General features: G+C 62.0%; 17 protein-coding genes and 1 tRNA gene. 12 read left to right on the forward strand and 6 right to left on the reverse strand.

Annotated features, from left to right (window positions below; translation table 11 throughout):
• The 3 genes from B4N44_RS03080 to B4N44_RS03090 form a co-directional block, all read right to left on the reverse strand.
• On the reverse strand, positions 1 to 1,142 hold a 1,142-nt coding region (locus B4N44_RS03080), incomplete at its 3' end, for a DUF499 domain-containing protein (RefSeq protein WP_296696829.1).
• 252 nt (positions 1,143 to 1,394) lie between these two features.
• Entirely contained in the window at positions 1,395 to 1,913 is a 519-nt protein-coding gene (locus B4N44_RS03085) for a hypothetical protein (protein ID WP_296696831.1), read from the reverse strand.
• Between the two features lie 217 nt (positions 1,914 to 2,130).
• Positions 2,131 to 2,206 (reverse strand) — tRNA-Phe (locus B4N44_RS03090).
• Positions 2,207 to 2,396: 190 nt separating this feature from the next.
• Between B4N44_RS03090 and gatC the strand changes: the two genes are divergently transcribed.
• The 4 genes from gatC (at position 2,397) to B4N44_RS03110 (ending at position 6,752) form a co-directional block, all read left to right on the forward strand.
• Positions 2,397 to 2,684, forward strand: coding sequence for an Asp-tRNA(Asn)/Glu-tRNA(Gln) amidotransferase subunit GatC (gene gatC / locus B4N44_RS03095; RefSeq protein ID WP_296696832.1), 288 nt, complete (start codon positions 2,397 to 2,399; stop codon positions 2,682 to 2,684).
• A gap of 12 nt (positions 2,685 to 2,696) precedes the next feature.
• Complete coding sequence (gatA, locus tag B4N44_RS03100; protein ID WP_296696835.1) at positions 2,697 to 4,151, forward strand: Asp-tRNA(Asn)/Glu-tRNA(Gln) amidotransferase subunit GatA; 1,455 nt, start codon at positions 2,697 to 2,699, stop codon at positions 4,149 to 4,151.
• 102 nt (positions 4,152 to 4,253) lie between these two features.
• Positions 4,254 to 5,699 carry an Asp-tRNA(Asn)/Glu-tRNA(Gln) amidotransferase subunit GatB gene (gene gatB, locus B4N44_RS03105; protein ID WP_296696837.1) on the forward strand — a complete coding sequence of 482 codons (1,446 nt, stop codon included), beginning with the start codon at positions 4,254 to 4,256 and terminating at the stop codon, positions 5,697 to 5,699.
• A gap of 168 nt (positions 5,700 to 5,867) precedes the next feature.
• Positions 5,868 to 6,752: a DMT family transporter gene (locus B4N44_RS03110; RefSeq protein WP_296696838.1), complete on the forward strand. Its 885-nt coding sequence runs from the start codon at positions 5,868 to 5,870 to the stop codon at positions 6,750 to 6,752.
• Positions 6,753 to 6,828: 76 nt separating this feature from the next.
• Here B4N44_RS03110 and B4N44_RS03115 read toward each other — a convergent pair whose 3' ends face one another.
• From B4N44_RS03115 to B4N44_RS03125, 3 genes are all read right to left on the reverse strand, one after another.
• The gene (locus B4N44_RS03115; RefSeq protein WP_296696840.1) at positions 6,829 to 7,899 is read right to left on the reverse strand and encodes a glycosyltransferase family 2 protein; all 1,071 of its coding nucleotides are present in this window, start codon (positions 7,897 to 7,899) and stop codon (positions 6,829 to 6,831) included.
• Entirely contained in the window at positions 7,896 to 8,300 is a 405-nt protein-coding gene (locus B4N44_RS03120; protein ID WP_296696842.1) for a GtrA family protein, read from the reverse strand. Before B4N44_RS03120 ends, B4N44_RS03115 begins: the two co-directional genes overlap by 4 nt.
• Before the next feature lie 276 nt (positions 8,301 to 8,576).
• Positions 8,577 to 10,115: a hypothetical protein gene (locus tag B4N44_RS03125; RefSeq protein ID WP_296696844.1), complete on the reverse strand. Its 1,539-nt coding sequence runs from the start codon at positions 10,113 to 10,115 to the stop codon at positions 8,577 to 8,579.
• A gap of 356 nt (positions 10,116 to 10,471) precedes the next feature.
• On the opposite strand from B4N44_RS03125, the gene B4N44_RS03130 reads away from it, so the two are divergent.
• From B4N44_RS03130 to tatC, 8 genes are all read left to right on the forward strand, one after another.
• A complete protein-coding gene (locus B4N44_RS03130; RefSeq protein WP_296696846.1) occupies positions 10,472 to 11,521 on the forward strand; it encodes a quinone-dependent dihydroorotate dehydrogenase in 1,050 nt (349 codons plus the stop codon).
• 119 nt (positions 11,522 to 11,640) lie between these two features.
• The gene (gene hisB / locus B4N44_RS03135; protein ID WP_296696848.1) at positions 11,641 to 12,246 is read left to right on the forward strand and encodes an imidazoleglycerol-phosphate dehydratase HisB; all 606 of its coding nucleotides are present in this window, start codon (positions 11,641 to 11,643) and stop codon (positions 12,244 to 12,246) included.
• A gap of 81 nt (positions 12,247 to 12,327) precedes the next feature.
• Positions 12,328 to 13,068 (forward strand): 1-(5-phosphoribosyl)-5-[(5-phosphoribosylamino)methylideneamino]imidazole-4-carboxamide isomerase, encoded by a 741-nt coding sequence (hisA, locus tag B4N44_RS03140; protein ID WP_296696850.1) that lies wholly within the window; start codon positions 12,328 to 12,330, stop codon positions 13,066 to 13,068.
• Positions 13,069 to 13,137: 69 nt separating this feature from the next.
• Complete coding sequence (gene hisI / locus B4N44_RS03145) at positions 13,138 to 13,533, forward strand: phosphoribosyl-AMP cyclohydrolase (RefSeq protein WP_296696852.1); 396 nt, start codon at positions 13,138 to 13,140, stop codon at positions 13,531 to 13,533.
• A gap of 6 nt (positions 13,534 to 13,539) precedes the next feature.
• Entirely contained in the window at positions 13,540 to 13,857 is a 318-nt protein-coding gene (locus B4N44_RS03150; protein ID WP_296696854.1) for a phosphoribosyl-ATP diphosphatase, read from the forward strand.
• Positions 13,858 to 14,241: 384 nt separating this feature from the next.
• Complete coding sequence (gene tatA / locus B4N44_RS03155; RefSeq protein WP_296696856.1) at positions 14,242 to 14,502, forward strand: twin-arginine translocase TatA/TatE family subunit; 261 nt, start codon at positions 14,242 to 14,244, stop codon at positions 14,500 to 14,502.
• Positions 14,503 to 14,553: 51 nt separating this feature from the next.
• Positions 14,554 to 14,922: a Sec-independent protein translocase protein TatB gene (tatB, locus tag B4N44_RS03160; protein WP_296696858.1), complete on the forward strand. Its 369-nt coding sequence runs from the start codon at positions 14,554 to 14,556 to the stop codon at positions 14,920 to 14,922.
• A 106-nt stretch (positions 14,923 to 15,028) separates the two neighbouring features.
• Positions 15,029 to 16,237, forward strand: coding sequence for a twin-arginine translocase subunit TatC (gene tatC / locus B4N44_RS03165; RefSeq protein WP_296696860.1), 1,209 nt, complete (start codon positions 15,029 to 15,031; stop codon positions 16,235 to 16,237).
• Positions 16,238 to 16,661: the final 424 nt, after the last annotated feature.

A 16,661-nucleotide genomic window follows, 5' to 3' on the forward strand; every position in this document is an offset into this window, starting at 1 on the left:
AGTTGTGTATAATGGGATGCCTTGAAGGTGGAGAGGTCGCGACCGGGTCGCTGAAGGCAGTCGATCAGTTGGTACTCTCGCAGCCCCTGAATCGCCCCCGGCGTGGTTGACAGCGAAGCGACAAGGATGAGGCGGGCTGCGTCCGAGGTGTCGGTGTTGCCATTGTCGACATCGATCTGCTCGACCTCCGCATCGCCGCCACGGGCAATGTCGTGCGCAATCGCCTCACTGAGCGAAGGATTAATGGTACGGATTTCGGACGCGATCTCATCGAGATTGAGATCGAGATCATAGGGGTGAATCAAGTCGATGTTGGCGGCGTGCCCGGAGTTCCACAGGCTGGACACGACCATCTGCATCAGCCGGATGACGCCTCGGGTCTGCTGGAACCCCTCGTTTTCCTTGAACCGACCGACCAGCTCGCGTAGATCGGGATGGAATGGATAGGCGTCGATGACGCGGGTGTAGAGGGTCTCGGGCGAGCTGGTGGTCAGGCCCATTTTGACCGCCTCGCGCAGCGCTTCGCGATAGGCGGCGGCCACGGCGGCTACTTCAGGCACCCGCGCGACCCGCTCGAACAGGCGTTTGCGCAGAATATGATACAGCTCGTCGCCGTTCGGGTTGACCGGCGTGATGGGCACGGCGATTCGCTTGGATTCCGAGGTGATGCCATGCACCGCGCGGTTGAAGGCCGACTCCAGCGCAGATTGACCAATGCCGAAATTCGACCCGGCCAGATCGGACAGCACCAGACACACATTGGCCATGTCTGCGACGGCAACGAAGAGGTTCGCTAGTGCGGCCGTCGTCACGACACTCAAGTCGCCATTCCCGACCGGGACCGTAACGGCGTATTCCAGATAAGGCGGCAACTCGTCGAGAAACAGCACCAGCGGCTCGTCGCCGAGCAACTGCTTCCAGGCTTCCGGCCCCGGCGCACTGAGCAAGGGCGAAACATAGCGGGCGAACTGATCGGCTTTGCCGAGCTGCTCGGCGAGTGATCCCCAAATGCCGCCGGCCGCATCGGTACTGCGACCGTTGAAACCCACAACCCGACACGCCCCAAGGGCTGGGGCTGGATTGTGTTCGAGCACCCGATCACGCAACGCGGGATCACGCGCCAGCAGACCCAGCGCGATCATGCTGTGCGTCTTACCGCCCCCCATGGCCTGCGAGAGCAGAAACACCGAGGAACCCACGCCCTGACCGCCGAGATGGCGAAAGGCCCGATCCACCAGCGTGAGCATTCCGTTGGTGAAGTAGTTCTCCTCGAAGAACTCATCGCCGTTGACCTGCCCCTTGAGGAAGGTATCGAGGTTGAGAACCGTGGCGCGGCGATCAGCCGCATAGACGGACGGACGGGGCGTGCAGAGTGCGTGAATGCTCATAGTTCCTTAAACAGCGGACAAGCAATCCAACCTGCCCTGAGCCTCAAGGTTGGCCAGCGAAGGGACGCTAGCCCAGGCGGGATGCGCCGTCAACACGCAGCGTCGGGGGTGGCTGACGTCGCGTGCGCTACAAGCGCGCGATTGGGCCGCGATCCGCAGCTTTGCGGCGCAACTCCGTGCAGAGGCGTGTGACGGGCTCGCGGCGGATCTGGACGGGTTTCTTGGGGAGGCGCCAATGGCCTGCCGGAGACCAACGGTCGCCTTCGTGATCTCGACGCCCTGCTCGACATCGCCGGGCACAAAAGGGTATCGCTCACACACGATCAGGAGCGAAGGCCCTTGAGTTGATAGCCCTTCGGCCTTGGTCGTGCGTGTCTCGAAGGCGTAGCGCGTCCCGGTCGGATCCGCCTCGGTCGGGGTCTTCTCCCCGAGCGCCCGGCGCAGGTCGATGAAGTGCTCTTGAGCCGAGGTACGCTCGGTGAGGGTGATGCCCTGCCACTTGGCGATGAAGTCGTCCGGGGACATCGGCCTTACTCCTTGGCGTTATGACAGGACCGTACGAGGTCGAGACAGCCCCTAAGCTGGTCGGGGCACTGCTATGCAGGGTTCATTGCGGGTGACGACCGGATGCGAATGCGCGATCGCGAGCTATCTCGAACGGGCGGATCTTGCGGCGGAAAGGACCCTTAGAGAACCCGAGATCGTAGGCTCGTTTCACGGGTGCACTAACTTATTGTTTTGATGGTGCCCAGGGGCGGAATCGAACCACCGACACGAGGATTTTCAGTCCTCTGCTCTACCAACTGAGCTACCTGGGCTTTGAGATCCACTCCCGTTGCGGGTAGCAGAGCCCCGTATTAAAGCCGCAAGACGCGGGTTCGTCAAGGCGCGCAATCGCGCGACGGGCCTCCGATGTCGCGTCCGCCGTCCCACGCGGCGTTTCCGCAAGTTCCGCCTCTCGCGCGCCTGTGCTATGTTGCGCGGCTTGTCAATCACGCTGGATCGGTCATGTCATTGGATGCTTCCGACATCGAGAAGATCGCCCACCTGGCGCGGCTCGAGATCGCACTCGAGTCGATCGCGCGCTATGCCGCGGATCTCTCCAACATCCTCGACCTGGTTGCGCAGATGGACGCGGTCGACACCACGGGCGTCGAGCCGATGGCGCACCCGCTGCACATGAGCCAACGTCTGCGTCCGGATCGCGTGTCGGAGCGGAACCAACGCGAGTTGTTCCAGGCAATCGCCCCCTTGACCGAGGACGGGCTGTATCTGGTTCCCAAGGTCATCGACTGACGCCGAGCACTCATGCAGAACAAATCGATCGCCCAAATGGCCGCGGAGCTGAGGCTGCGCACCTACTCGAGCGTGGAGCTCACCCGTCACTATCTGGAGCGTATCGCACGCCTGGACCCGCGCCTGAACAGCTTCATCAGCGTCGCGAGCGAATCCGCCCTGACGGCGGCCGAGCGTGCCGATCGCGCGATCGCCGCGGGCGATGCCGGGCCCCTCGCCGGCATCCCGATCGCGCACAAGGACATCTTCTGCACGGCGGGGATCAAGACCAGTTGCGGCTCGCGGATGCTCGACAACTTCGTCGCGCCTTACGATGCGACCGTCGTCGAACGTCTGGCCGCGGCCGGGGCGGTGGTCTTGGGCAAGACGAACATGGACGAGTTCGCCATGGGCTCCTCGAACGAGACGAGCTACTACGGGCCTGTTCACAACCCCTGGGATGCGGACCGCGTGCCGGGCGGCTCCTCGGGCGGATCCGCAGCGGCGGTCGCCGCACGGCTCTGTGCGGCGGCCACCGGGACGGATACGGGGGGATCGATCCGCCAGCCTGCGGCGCTGTGCGGTATCACCGGCATCAAGCCGACCTACGGGCGCTGCTCGCGTTGGGGCATGATCGCTTTCGCCTCGTCGCTGGATCAGGCCGGCGTACTGGCACGCTCGGCGGCGGATGCGGCCTGTCTGCTCGACGAAATGGCCGGGTTCGACCCGCGCGATTCAACCAGTGCCGACGTGGCCGTGCCGGACTATGTCGATGCGCTCGACCACGACATCGCGGGTCTGCGCATCGGTTTGCCGAAGGAGTATTTCGGCGAGGGGCTCGATCCGCGCGTGGCGGCCTCCGTGCAGGACGCGATCAAGGAGTACGAGCGACTCGGCGCCACGGTGAAGGAGATCAGCCTGCCGAACAGTCCGCTTTCGGTGCCGGTCTATTATGTTGTCGCGCCGGCCGAATGCTCGTCCAACCTGGCGCGTTTCGACGGGGTGCGCTACGGCCACCGCTGCGAGAACCCGAAGGACCTCGAAGACCTCTATAAGCGCAGTCGCGCGGAGGGCTTCGGTGACGAGGTGCAGCGTCGCATCATGATCGGCACCTATGTGTTGTCGGCGGGCTACTACGACGCCTACTATCTGAAAGCGCAGAAGATCCGCCATCTCATCGCCGACGACTTCGCGCGTGCCTTCGAGGAGGTCGACGTCATCATGGGTCCGACCGCTCCGACGACCGCCTTCCCGCTCGGGGCCAAGACGGACGACCCGGTGGCCATGTATCTCAACGACATCTACACCATCGCGACCAACCTCGCGGGCCTGCCCGGGATGTCGATCCCGGTCGAGCCGGTCGACGGGTTGCCGGTCGGCTTGCAGATCATCGGCAACTCTTTCCAGGAGGCCCGCCTGCTCAATGTCGCGCATCGTTTTCAACATGTGACGCATTGGCATCAGGGCGCACCTTCCGGGTTCGAGTAATCGGCGAGCTTATCGCTTGGCGCGCCCCGGAAGTCTTGACACAGTGAGCGACATGAGACGGCAGCTTTGCCGACAGTACGATCGCGACATAGGTTAGACAGCATGCAATGGGAAACCGTGATCGGGCTCGAGATCCACACTCAGCTCGCGACCCAATCGAAGATCTTCTCGGGTGCATCGATCGCCTTCGGCGCCTCGCCCAACACCCAGGCCTGCGCCATCGATCTGGGTCTGCCCGGCGTGCTGCCGGTGCTCAATGCCGAGGCGGTGCGTCTAGCCGTGCGTTTCGGCAAGGCGATCGGTGCCGAGGTGGCGCCGCGCTCGGTGTTTGCGCGCAAGAATTACTTCTATCCGGATCTGCCCAAGGGCTACCAGATCAGTCAGTACGAGCTGCCGATCGTCGGCGAGGGTCGGGTGGAGATCGTGCTTGGCGACGGGGCGGTCAAGTCGATCGGGGTGACGCGTGCGCATCTCGAAGAGGACGCAGGCAAGTCCTTGCACGAGGAGAACCTCGCGGGCGGCGGCTACACGGGCATCGATCTGAATCGGGCCGGCACACCGCTGCTCGAGATCGTCTCCGAACCCGACATGCGTACGCCGCAGGAGGCCGTGGCCTACGCGCGCAAGATCCATCAACTGGTGCGCTGGATCGGCATCAGCGACGGCAACATGCAGGAAGGCTCCTTCCGGGTCGACGCCAACGTCTCGGTACGCCCGCTCGGTCAAACGCGCTTCGGCACCCGTACCGAGATCAAGAACCTCAACTCCTTCCGCTTCATCGAGCGGGCCATCCAGTTCGAGGTCGAGCGCCAGATCGACGTGATCGAAGGCGGCGGGACCATCGTGCAGGAGACCCGGCTCTATGACCCGGAGCGCGACGAGACCCGTCCCATGCGCTCCAAGGAAGAGGCCAATGATTACCGCTACTTTCCCGATCCGGATTTGCTCCCGGTCGAGATCGATGTCGCCTTCATCGTCGATGCGGTCGCGGATCTCCCCGAGCTGCCGGACAGCATGCGCGAGCGTTTCCATACTCAATACGGCCTCGGCGAATACGACGCTAGTCTGCTCACCGCCGGGCGCGAGCTTGCGCAGTATTTCGAGGCTGTGGTGCAGGCCACCGCCGAGCCCAAGTTGGCCGCAAACTGGGTCAACGGCGAGCTGGCGGCCGCGCTGAATCGCTCCGAGATCGAGATCGCGCGGAGCCCGGTCTCCGCGGCCATGCTCGCAGGTCTCATCCATCGTATCCAGGACGGCACCGTCTCGGGCAAGCTCGCCAAACAGGTCTTCGAGGCGATGTGGAGCGGCGAGGGCGACGCCGACAGCGTCATTCAGGCGCGCGGGCTGCGACAGATCACCGACAGCGGCGAGCTCGAGGCGATGATCGCGGCGATCGTCGCCGCCAACCCCGGCCAGGTCGAGCAATATCGCGCCGGCAAGGATAAGGTCTTCGGATTCTTCGTCGGTCAGGTGATGAAGGAAAGTAAGGGCAAGGCCAATCCGCAGCAGGTCAACGAGATCCTGATGCGCGTGCTCGCAAGCGACTGATCCCGAGCCCCCGGCGACGGGGGCAGTCAGTCACGCGTTTCAGGTTCGATGGAGCGATGTCCCTGTCATGGATCCCTTCCTCACTCGAATCGGTCCGATCGATCTTGCGCCCCTGACGGGCGGTCACGCGATTTCGGTCTTGGCGATCGGCTACGGGTAGAGCAGCCCATGCCTCAAGACTCGATGCTGCAGCGTACATCTCGGCCGCTTGCCCTTGCGGCGGCCTGGATGGGTGTGGCCCTGACCTCCTTCGCACTGCTCGCCGTCTCGGCGCGCGAGCTGCTGGACACCATGGAGCCGGTGCAGTTTCTTTTTCTGCGGACCGCATTCGGTCTGCCGCTCCTCGTGCCGCTGGCGTTGTGGTTGGCCCCGGGCTTTTATCGCACCGAACGGCTGCCCCTTCACCTGCTGCGCAACCTCTTCCATTACGGCGGACAGGTCTTCTGGATCACCGCCATCGGCATCTTGCCGCTCGCGTTGGTCTTCGCGCTCGAGTTCACCACACCCGTGTGGGCGGCCGTGCTGGCGCTCTTCTTTCTCGGCGAGCGGTTGAATCGGGGTCGTGTCGTGGCGCTTGTGTTGGGAGTGGCGGGTGTCCTCGTGATCACGCGGCCCGGCCTGCAACCGATCGATCTCGGTGTGCTGATCGGGCTGGCGGCGGCGGTCGGTTTCGCCGTGAGCCTGACAGCGACCAAGGGGCTCACGCGTTATGACGGCGTCTTCACCATCCTTTTCTGGATGCTGGCGATGCAGCTCCTGATCGGCCTCGTCCCCGCGCTCCTGGCCTGGCAGCCGGTCACCCGGGCCGATGCACCCTGGCTGCTCGTCGCCGCGGTTACCGGGATCACCGCGCATCTCGGTATCGCCAAGGCGTTTCAGCACGCCGACGCGACGGTCGTGCTGCCGATGGATTTTCTGCGCCTGCCGCTGATTACGCTGGTCGGGGCGATCTTCTATGGCGAGGGACTCGACCCCTGGGTCATCGCAGGCGCGGCTCTGATCTTTGTCGGAAACGAGTACAGCCTGCGGCGCGAGCGGAGAGTTTCGCGCTAGCCCGAACAGGGGTTGTATGCAGAGGGATGCCGATGTCGCCGCACCTTGCTTGACGATGATGCCGACCGCGGTCCATCTACCTGCGACCCGTCGGGTGCGCCGAGGACGTGACGGACGTCTCGGAGGGGAGGTCGCCCTCGCTCTCACCCTGCCTCGGCCGTTCGTAGGACTCGACAAGGTAGAGTGGTCGACCTTTGGTCTCGTTGAACATCCGCCCGAGATACTCGCCGAGTACGCCGATGGCTGCGAGTTGCACGCCTCCGAGGAAAAGAACGGCAACCATCAGGGACGGATAGCCGGCTACGGGGTCGCCGAAACGCAAGGTCTTATAGATAATCCAGCTTGCGTAGATGAATGCCGTCATGGCCGTGATCAGGCCGACATAGCTGGCGACCTTGAGCGGGGCCGTACTGAAGGAGGTAATGCCCTCGATCGCGAAACCCCACAGCTTGTGATAATTCCACTTGGTCACCCCGGCGCTGCGCCGGTCGCGATGGTAGGTCACCGCGGTTTGTCGAAAACCGATCCAGGCGAACAGGCCCTTCATGAAGCGATGCTGCTCGCGCAGCCGGCACAGGGCATCGACTGCGCGGCGACTGAGCAAGCGGAAATCACCCGTGTCCTTGGGGATCTCGATCGGGCTCATGCCGCCGATGACGCGGTAGAAATAGCGTGCGCTCAGCTTCTTCAGTGCGCTCTCGCCGTCGCGCGACAGGCGTGTCGCGTAGACCACGTCGTAGCCTTGGTTCCAACGCGCCATGAGCTCGGGGATCAACTCGGGCGGATCCTGAAGATCGGCGTCGATGATGACGGTGGCCTCGCCGCGACTGTGATCCAGTCCGGCCGTCATTGCGATCTCCTTGCCGAAATTCCGGCTTAGATTCAAGACGGCCACTCGCGGATCGGCGCCACGCAGACGATAGAGGATGTCCAGGGTCGCATCGCGACTGCCGTCGTTCACGTAGATCACCTCGGCGGTGACGCCCAACCCGTCGATCACGGCCGTCAGACGCCGATGGAGTTCCTCGAGCACCTCGGCCTCGTTGTAGGCGGGCACGATGATCGAAAGGGTCGGCGGCTCGGTGACCGGGACTGTGGCGTTGGGGTCGGACAAGGTGTAGAGCGAATCTGAATATTTGAGGCTCATAGCGCATCGCTCTCCCGAAAGGTCCAGAGGCTATTCAAGACGAAATTGAGTAAAAATACGGTCGCCGTGGCGACCACCTGGACGAGGAGGTAATTGAGGCCGAGGATGTCCACGCCCGCGTGGACCATCAACGTGTTCAACAGCCCCGTGGCGACCGCGATCAATGCAAATTTAGGCCCGGAATCACGATGCGCTTTCGTGCTGTTGAAGGTATATCGGTGATTGAGAAGGTAGTTGGCCAGGGCGCCGAGACCGAATCCGAGCGTTGTCGCCGCGACCGGTTCGACGGTCCAGATTTCGACGAGGAGGACTAGAGTTGCGTAGTGCACAAGGGTGCCGAAGGCCCCGACCATTCCGAAGATCGCTAGTCTTCGAGATACGGTCGCGAATGAAGTGGGCATCGATTTGTCTCCGGAGGAGTGTATTCGCGTAATGATGGATGATAGTAATGGGTTGCGGGGTCTTAATCATGATATTGGCCATACAGCCTATCGCCATGCTCGTGAGACTGTTTATGCCGTGTCACGCCTCCACCCACGCTCCGCCAAATGTGCCTCTTTGGGTGGGCTTAATGAACGAGACCAGTTGTGTAGATCGCCCGGGTCGGATTTTCAGTCATTGGCCGCATTCACCCTAATCTGAGGGTGGCTATCGCTTTGATGCGGGCGCTGCGGATGCTAAGGTTGTTCTCTCCAGAGGAACACAAAGTCGTCTGGGAGTGTGTAGTATTTCTTCATCCATTTCTCGATCTGAGGTTTTTCGTAAGGCATTTTTTCGGCGTATCGAGGCTTACGAAGTTTAAGTAGGGTCACGGAACTTCGGGGGCTCTTCTCGTGATTTATCTCGTGGCTTGCGGCAATCAGCTTCGCGTGATTGACCGAGTTCACCTCGAAGTTGGCCTTATATCCTGTATAGATGCTCTCTGCATTTGAAGCTGCAAACGGAAGCACTGCTAAGATAACTGCATAGACGACGGGCCTCGATCCGACGCAGAACAGTTGAGAAAAAATAAAGGTTACCGGGATCATCATCAAGAAGAAAAACGTCAACAAAGATCGTCCGGCGACGCCTGGTGCTATTAAGAGCAAAGCCAATGAGGCGACTGCTGCGATATATGTAGAAAGCACGATTGCATCGAACTCGAATTTCCTTCTTAAGAGGAACAGGAGCGCCCCATAAGCAAACAATGTCGCCGCAAAGAAAAGCGAAAGCGAGATGGCGCAGCAAATGCCCAGCAATGTCAGCATGGAAAGCGTTACAGCAATGGGTTTTGATTTGCGTGCGGAACATCTAAGGAGCAGAACGAACAAAAAAACGAACGACGCAGCGAGAATGGCAAGTAGAATACGCCCTTCCGGGTGGACGAAAATCCAATGGGTCAATGCCTTGGCGTTTATGGATAGAGTGTCGGTGAGGCTGTTCGACGGATAAGCCGAGATGCTTTTCCTGTTGAAATTTCCAGGTGCGAATATCGTGATGATGGCAATCAGAAAGACTGGACTGGTGAGCTTCAAATCCCTAAATACCCGCGCGGCGTCGAATTTTGGAAACTGCCTCAGAAGCGTATATGAAACGACAAATGCAACGACAGCAAAAGACATCTGCTCATGAAAAGCTGCGGCGAAAGTCAGAAGTAAGGTCGAGGTGAGGTCGAATGCTTTTCGTCTTTGAATCAAATAGGCCGCACATAAGAACAACGAGATTCCCCAAACATACGCGACCGAGGCCGAGAACCAATATAGGCCGCCGGCGACAGAATATTGCGGTAATGACAGAAAATAGACAATCGGTACAATGGTCAGCGGGTGAAAGAGTCTTTTCTGCGGGGAAAGTTTTATTGCCAAAAAAACGGTTGAGAGAATTATTCCGACTTGCGCTAGCCTGACATATTCAATGCCGAGTTTGAAGATGCTGATTTGAACAAAAAATGCAACGAATCGGCCGGACCAATTCACGTACTCTCCGCAGAGGAAGGCGAGCAGCTGCGTCAGGGCGAAGTTTCGGCCAGTAAATCCCGTTTGCTCGCCAACATAAGACAAGGTTGCATAACCCCAATCGTCGTGATAGGGAAAGACCATGTTGTGTTGCGCGAACAAGTAAGCGATGAATCCGCAAATGACGAGAGCTGATATGCCGGACGCGATCCTTCCCCGGGCCGACGAATTGGTCCCTCCGGACGAAAGGAGGTTGTTCGCCGCGACCTGAAGGGAATGCATGTTCAACTTGAGATGCGTCATGGTGTAATTGCAATGAGTCCTTCGATCGAAGTGCGCGGCGCCGCCCTCGAATGATGAGAGGGCGCGTCGGGTGCCTCCCTCTCCTCAGGCTGCTGTTCCGCCTTTTGGTCCCGTTGGCCGCTGAGTTCGCGACCGAGACGAGGGTGCCGGGTGACTGCCGCTGGAGCCGGTCGAGAGGTTCGGATGAAAGCCGTGCGATTCCGGGGACGCCCGCTGCTGTTCTGGCGTGCCGAATCTTCGCATGGGAGCTGGTATGCTGAACACTCATGGGCGACGGGCAGCGGCATCCTCGCCCTTTACGGTGGCCGTGACTTCCTGGAGTGTGGATCCGAAGAATGGGCGAGACCGATGGGTTCAATGATCGTTTTTGGCGTTTCGCGCGCCCGCTTCTGTTTCGCCTGGACGCCGAGCGCGCACACGAGTCGACTCTGGGGCTCCTCGGATTGTGCTCGCGCTGGTTCTCGGGCCGTTTGGGTGCGGGGGACCTTGCCCGTGCCCCGGGACGAGCCGTGGACGCGATGGGCCTGCGCTTCCCCAACCCGATCGGACTCGCGGCGGGTCTGGACAAGGACGCCGTCGCGGTGCCCGCATGGCAGGCGCTGGGTTTCGGATTTATCGAGGTCGGGACCATCACCGCCTCGGCACAACCCGGCAACCCGAAACCCCGGCTCTTTCGTCTGCCGGCGGACGAGGCGCTGATCAATCGGATGGGTTTCAACAATGCGGGCGCGGATGCGGCGGCGATCCGGCTGGAGCGGCTGCGTGCGCGGGACATCCTTCAGGTCCCCCTGGGCGTCAATCTGGGCAAGTCCAAGGTCACCCCGGCGGAGGACGCGGCGGACGACTATCGGCGCAGCTTCGAGCGGGTCGGTCATCTCGCGGATTATGTGGTTGTAAATATCTCGAGTCCGAATACGCCCGGCTTGCGTGATCTGCAGCGGGTCGAGGAGGTGGCGCGGATCATCGAGGCGATCCAGGGCCCCAATCAGCGTCTCGTGCGGCCCAGACCATTGTTGGTCAAGCTTGCACCGGACCTCGCCGACGAGGACGCGATCGACTGCGCCCGCGCGGCGCTGGATGCGGGCTGTGCCGGTCTGATCCTGACCAACACCAGCATCCGCTTCGAGGGGCTTCGCAGCAGCACCGAGGGCATGAGCGGCGGTCTGTCGGGTCGACCGATCCTCCACCGGAGTACCGCCCTGCTGGGACTGGTTCGGCAGGCCGTCGGTCCGGACCCGGTGCTCGTCGGTGTCGGGGGTGTCATGGATCCCGCGGGCGCCGCGGCTAAGCTCGCGGCCGGTGCGAATCTCGTGCAGATCTACAGCGGACTCATCTACCGAGGGCCCGGATTCGTGCGCGAGCTGCTGCGCGGGATGTCGAGCTGACGCTCGCCCCGCCGGGGCTTTCGCGTTGCCGCTTCTCGGTGTTTCCGACCGCGGCCCTTATGTGGCCCGGATCGGCTATGGTTTAATGCGGGCTTGCGAGCCAACGACACTGCTTCAACATGACCCTCGACAGCACTCATCGTCAGGCCCGGGTCGAGCGCAACACCCTGGAGACCCGGATCCGCGTGGCACTGGATCTGGACGGATCCGGGCGCTCCGATCTGCACACGGGCGTGCCTTTTCTGGACCACATGCTCGATCAGGTCGCGCGACATGGTCTGATTGATCTCGACATCCAAGCCGAGGGCGATCTGCATATCGACGCCCACCACACGGTGGAGGACATCGGCATCACGCTCGGTCAGGCGCTGGCGCAGGCACTCGGGAATAAGAAGGGGCTGCGTCGCTATGGCCACGCCTACGTCCCGCTGGACGAGGCCCTGTCGCGTGTCGTGGTCGATCTGTCCGGTCGCCCCGGGCTGGAGTTCAACGTTGACTTTACCCGTGCCATGATCGGCGGGTTCGATGTCGACCTCTTCCGTGAGTTCTTTCAAGGTCTGGTGAACCACGCGGCCATGACGCTGCACATCGACAATCTGCGCGGCACCAACGCGCACCACCAGGCCGAGACCGTCTTCAAGGCGTTCGGGCGTGCCTTGCGCATGGCCGTCGAGCCGGATCCGCGGATGGCCGGGATCACCCCGTCCACCAAGGGCGCGCTTTGAGACGCGATCCACGTCGTCACCATTGCCCGAGTTCTCGGCAGGGAGGCGCCTATCCGACATCCGACAGCGAGTGACTGATCCATGTTGCTGATTCCCGCGATCGATTTGAAGGACGGCCGCTGTGTGCGCCTACGTCAAGGCCGGATGGAAGAGTCCACGGTCTTCTCCGATGATCCGGTCGATACCGCCGCACGTTGGGTCGGCGAGGGTGCGCGCCGACTGCATCTCGTCGACCTGAACGGTGCCTTTGCCGGCATGCCGGTCAACGGCGAGGCCATTCGCGCCATCGCCGAGGCATTTCCCGAGCTGCCGATCCAGGTCGGCGGCGGTATCCGCGACGAGGCCACCATCGCGGCTTATCTGAGCGCCGGAGTGACCTACTGCATCATCGGGACCCAGGCGGTGAAGGAGCCGGTCTTTGTCGAGCGGGCCTGTCGCTCGTTTCCGGGCCAGATCATGGTCGGATTGGACGCTAAGGACGGACAGGTTGCCATCGAGGGTTGGGCACAGGTCACCGAGCATCTTGCCGAGGATCTCGCGAAACGCTTCGAGGACGCCGGTGTCGCGGCCATCATCTACACGGATATCGGCCGCGACGGCATGATGAACGGGCCCAACGTGGAAGCGACCCGGGCGTTGGCCGGATCGATCCGCATCCCGGTGATCGCCTCCGGAGGTATCACGGTGATCGACGACGTGCGTGCGCTCGCCGAGGTGGCGAGCTGCGGCATCATCGGGGCCATTACGGGGCGTGCCATCTACGAAGGGACGCTCGACTTCGCCGAGGGGCAGCGCCTCGCGGACAGTTTGAGCCCGCGTTGAGCCGGCGCCAATTGCACACGCGCGCAGCCGGGTGTTGTCGACGCCTTGAGGGCCGCCAGGAGATCGAAGATGTCTGAAGATTGGCTCGACGCCATCAAGTGGGACGCTCAGGGGTTGGTTCCGGCGATCGCGCAGGAGCACGGGACCGGGACCATCTTGATGATGGCTTGGATGAATCCCGAGTCACTGCGGTTGACGCGAGAGACCGGGCACGCGGTCTACTGGTCGCGCTCGCGCGGGCGGCTCTGGCACAAGGGCGAGGAGTCGGGCCATCAGCAGGTGGTGCACGCCATCCGAATCGACTGCGACGCCGACGTCGTGCTCCTCGACGTCGAGCAGAAGGGCGGGATCGCCTGCCATACCGGGCGTCATAACTGCTTTTTTCGCGAGCTCGATGTGCAGGGGCGTTGGGTCGAGGTCGCGCCTGTCCTGAAGGATCCGGATGCGATTTACGGAAAGGCGTGATCGATCATGAATGACTTGCTCGAGCGGTTGTCCGAGGTTCTGGAGGCGCGAAAAGGGGCGGATCCGGGAAGCTCCTATGTTGCAGGCCTTTATTCCAAAGGTCTCGACGCCATTCTCAAAAAGATCGGCGAGGAAGCGACCGAAACCGTCATGGCCGCCAAGGACGGGGTCCCCGAGAAGATCGTGCACGAGGTCGCGGATCTCTGGTTCCACACCCTGGTTCTGCTCGCGCAGCAGGATCTCGGCCCGGCCGATGTCCTGGCGGAGCTGGACCGGCGTTTCGGCCTCTCGGGGTTGGAGGAAAAGGCCGGTCGCGGGTCCTGATCCCTGGATTAAACCGCGCTCGGCACGGGACGCGCTGTTTTTGGATGGGATCGGCCCCGGCAGACTTGACAAGCGTTGGAGTCGGGGCGGTTTTTTAAGGATGATGAAAGATATCAGTTCAAACCACGTCCCTGCGAAGGGCTGTCGAGGCACCAAACCTCGAGCTCACTCGAAAATGAGCCTCTCGCCCTGGATGCGGTTTAATCGTCGACCTCGAGTCACCGAGGGACTAACCGCGTCTATGGGATTGCGGTATGATCCGGGCGCTTCGGGCCGCTTGGGACAAGGTTGCCGAAGACATCGAAAATCCAGTCGACGGACTGTTTCGTCGGCCTCCCCACTGAATCGAGTCGACCGTCGAATCGCGACGGTACGGAGGAAAACATGGGCGCTGGTGGCATCAGTATCTGGCAGCTTCTGATCATTCTGGTCATCGTGCTGCTGTTGTTCGGGACCAAACGACTCAAGGGCATCGGCTCGGATCTGGGCAATGCGGTGAAGGGCTTCCGCAGTGCCATGTCCGAGAGCGAGAAGGCCGAGGAAGAAGCCGAAGCCAAGCGGGTCGAGCAGACCGCCGAGAAGCGTGTCGCCGACGGCGAACCGGCCAAACACGAGCCGGTGAAGCCATCGGACAAGTCCGCCTGAGGCGTCGTCCCAAAGGCGTGCCTCTGAACGAGGCGGTCACGCGAGGTTGCCATGTTCGACATGGGTTTCTGGGAGCTTGTGGTGATCGGTGTCGTGGCGCTCGTCGTCATCGGACCCGAACGTCTGCCGAAGGTCGCGCGTATCGCGGGCCTTTGGTTGGGGCGTGCGCGTCGCACTCTGTCCTCGGTCCAGGATGAGATCCGGCGCGAGCTCAAAGCCGATGAGCTCAAGGAGATTCTCGACAAGCAGGCGCGCAGCCGCCCGCTCGAGACCATTCTCGAGGAGCCGGTGAAACGCACCGCAAAGCCCGCTTCCGGCACCGAAGCAGCCCGCACGCCGTCACAGGGTCAGCCATCCGCCGCGCTCGACGAGTCGACCTCGGCCGCCCGGACAAGCGAGCGCGACACCTCCGCGAGCTGACTGCGCCGATCCGGCGACCTGATCCACGCCCGTCGGTCAAGCCGACGCATCGCTCGCTCGATCAGTTCGCCGAGCCGCCATCCAACCTGCGACGAGACCATCACCCATGTCCCCCGCGATGCAGCCCGATGATCCGGGTGCCGAACAGCCTTTCGTCTCCCATCTAATCGAGCTGCGCGATCGTTTGATCCGCATGTCGATCGCGATCTTCGTGGTGTTCTTGGCGCTCTTCCCGTTCGCCAACGAGATCTACACCTTCGTCGCAGCGCCCTTGATGGCTCAGTTGCCCGAAGGCAATACCATGATCGCGACACAAGTCGCCGCGCCATTCTTGACGCCCTTCAAGTTGGCCCTGATCGCCGCGGTTTTCCTGTCGATGCCCTTCCTGCTCTACCAGTTCTGGGGGTTCGTCGCGCCCGGGCTTTACAAGCACGAGAAACGTCTGGCGACACCGCTGCTCATCTCGAGCATCATCCTGTTCTACGTCGGGGTCGCGTTCGCCTATTTCGTCGTCTTCCCGCTGATCTTCGCCTTCTTGTCGGCATCCACGCCCGACGGCGTGGCGATGATGACGGACATCTCGGCCTATCTTGACTTCGTGCTGGCCCTCTTCTTCGCCTTCGGAATCGCCTTCGAGATCCCGATCGCCACGATCCTGCTGGTGGCGGTCGGGATCACGACGCCGGCCGCCCTTGCCTCCAAGCGGCCCTACGTGATCGTCGGCGCCTTTGTCGTGGGTATGCTGCTGACACCCCCCGATGTCATCTCTCAGACCCTGCTGGCTGTGCCCATGTGGTTGTTGTTCGAGCTGGGGATCGTCTTCTCGAAGGTCTTGGTGCGCAAGCGCACGAACGACACCGACGAAGACCCGGATCCCCAAGCCCCAGGCAGCGCGTCTTCGCGCGCGCCGTCAACCCCTGGTGGTCCGGGCGGATCGAGCATGGGCCGAGTGACGCCTCGGCCCGAGACGCGTGAGGTCGGGCGCGATCTCGATCCGCACTTCGATGACCCGGATCGCTGGCAGCCCTTGAGCGAGTCCGAGATGGAGGCCGAGCTGGATCTGATCGAGGCCGATGAGATCCTGGATGCGCCTCGGCACCCCGAGCCGAACGCCTCTCAAGCCACGCGAACCGCAACCCCCGATGGCGCTCCGGCGATCAACTCGGTCGAAGAAAAGATTCGACGCGCGAACCGACTGCGTGAGCTCGGCAGCACCTTCGCCGCGCGCACCGTGCTCTACGAGGTTTTGGAAGAGGGCGACGCGGATCAACGACGCGTGGCACGCAACATCCTCAATCAGCTCGACGAGGCTTGAGCCTAAACCGCGTCCAGAGTGAAACGCTCGTTTTCGAGTGAGCTCGACGTTTGGTGCATCTACGACCCTGAGCGGGGGCGCGGTTAAGATTTGGACGGTTCCAAAACGCTGTTTCTCGATCGGGGCCTTCGCCCCCGAGGATCCTGCGCGCTGATGCTCGAGGGATGTTGCCCGACCGCTCGGCCGCGCCTCGTTCCGCTGCACGATTTTTCTATCCCTGCAATGCCGCGATCCGTGGCCGCCTGCCTTGCACATCCCGATGCCAAGGGTCGGTCTTGCCCTCGATCCGGCTGTTGGCCGCGTCGTACCTGATGCAAGGCATTGACTGCCTTGGCGATGTCGGTCGTCGCGTTGAAATAATTGCTTCTTTCAATGACCATGCTGAGATAGTATAGTTTTTACCGCCACTTGAAGATCGGAATCC

The sequence above is a fragment of the Thiocapsa sp. UBA6158 genome (genome assembly GCF_002423035.1).
In the GTDB taxonomy this organism is placed as follows: Bacteria; Pseudomonadota; Gammaproteobacteria; order Chromatiales; family Chromatiaceae; genus Thiocapsa.